The sequence below is a fragment of the Microcystis sp. LEGE 08355 genome (assembly GCF_015207185.1).
Classification (GTDB): domain Bacteria; phylum Cyanobacteriota; class Cyanobacteriia; order Cyanobacteriales; family Microcystaceae; genus Microcystis; species Microcystis panniformis.
The window spans coordinates 1-1,630 of sequence record NZ_JADEXI010000809.1 but is presented as its reverse complement, the minus strand read 5'-3'; the positions used below and the strand labels follow the sequence as shown (position 1 = coordinate 1,630).

At 45.7% G+C, this 1,630-nt stretch carries 1 protein-coding gene and 1 pseudogene; one reads left to right on the top strand and one right to left on the bottom strand.

Annotated elements, in window-relative coordinates:
- Window positions 1–235: 235 nt before the first annotated feature.
- A pseudogene (locus tag IQ242_RS24235) lies at window positions 236–441 on the top strand (ISAs1 family transposase); the annotation flags it as partial.
- 364 nt (window positions 442–805) lie between these two features.
- Here the strand turns inward: IQ242_RS24235 and IQ242_RS24230 are convergent.
- Complete coding sequence (locus IQ242_RS24230) at window positions 806–1,510, bottom strand: ABC transporter ATP-binding protein (RefSeq protein ID WP_370583048.1); 705 nt, start codon at window positions 1,508–1,510, stop codon at window positions 806–808.
- Window positions 1,511–1,630 lie beyond the last annotated feature (120 nt).

Genomic DNA, 1,630 nt, shown 5'->3' with positions numbered 1-1,630 from the left:
ACTTCAAGGGGTGACAAAACTTAAGCACTACTCGAACATCTCGACGCTAGATGTTAAGTCTGATTGCCCAGCCATTCTCAACAAGCACTGTTTATTGCGAATGACCGGGGGAACCCTGGAATTTTCGACTTAGTTGCCGGCAGCTTGCCGCCAACTCACTCCTCTAGATAAGTATTTTGACTCAGGCATCTTCCTCTTTCGAGACGTTGTGACACTTAGGGTGCGGAATGTGGGTTGGAAAATAGAAAATCAGTTACATTGGGTAAAAGATGTAATTTTTGAGGAAGATAAAAGCGAGATAAGTGATTTTCAAGCGGCCAGCAATTGGTCAATTCTCACAACTATAGGATTGAATCTTTTCCTTTGGGTTTTCTCTCAATAACAGAGGGACAGAGGTGGTTAGCTGAACGTTGGAAAAAACTGATAGTTTTATCGACGTAAGAAGCGGAAAAATTAGCTAAATTAACAGGATGTACTCTCAGACAATTTGAAGAGAGATAGGCTTTTAGTGGCTTGGGAACAAGCTTTATCAATTTATTCATAATAAATTTGGCAGAGGATTAAAGATTAGTTATTGTCACTAACTCTTTTGGTTAGAGAAAGATAAACTAGAGAATCTTCAGTCAAATTTATTGACTCAAAATCAGCTGTACTTAATTTAAATGAATCAACCCTACCCTTATCAAGGGGGACAGGGGGGATCAGACGCAAAATCTATCTTCAATTTGATTATAACTACTTACTTATAAACTGTAATGATTGAACAATAGAGCGAGAAATTGAAATCCCTAAAGGGATCAAGTGACTATATCTCGTCGCTGCGAATACTATCCACCAAATTCTGTCGCATCTCTAGGAATTCCAGGGATAGCCGCAAAGAAGCCGGGGTGACCTCGTGGTCACGGTGAGCGAAAGGATTGACGATATCCTTAACCACGCGACCGGGACGAGCGTGGAGGACAACGATGCGGGTGGCGAGTAAGAGAGTCTCTTCCACGTCATGGGTGATGAAAAAGATCGTTTTCCCTGTTCTCTGCCAAATGCCTCTGAGATGGGTTTGGATCGATTCGCGGGTGAGCGCGTCGAGTGCGCCAAAAGGTTCGTCCATCAGAATAATCGCTGGTTCGGCGGCTAGGGTTCGGGCGATCGCTGATCGTTGTTGCATCCCCCCGGAAAGCTGATAGGGGAAGAAATTCGCCGCTTCCGAGAGTCCCACCATCTCCAAAGTGGCGGCTACCCTTTGTTTTCGTTCCCGATCGCTCACTCCTTTCATTTTTGGGCCAAATTCGACATTTTTGGCGATCGTTAACCAAGGGAACAGGTTAGGACGTTGAAACACGACCCCCACATCGGGATCAGGTTCGGTATGTCGTTTCCCCGCGACGGTGACCATTCCCGTCGTCGGCCGTTGGTAGCCAGCCAAGACCCGTAATAACGTCGTCTTACCGCACCCAGAAGAGCCTAACACGCAGACGAAATCTCCTGCGAACAAGCTTAGATTAATGCCCACATTCCGCACCCTCAACTGTCACATAAGCTGTCCCCCTCCAGAGACTTGAGTAAAAATACTTATCTGGTGAAGATTTTCTCGGTGGCCGTTAGGGGGGTCTTGAGACCCCTAATTATGAAA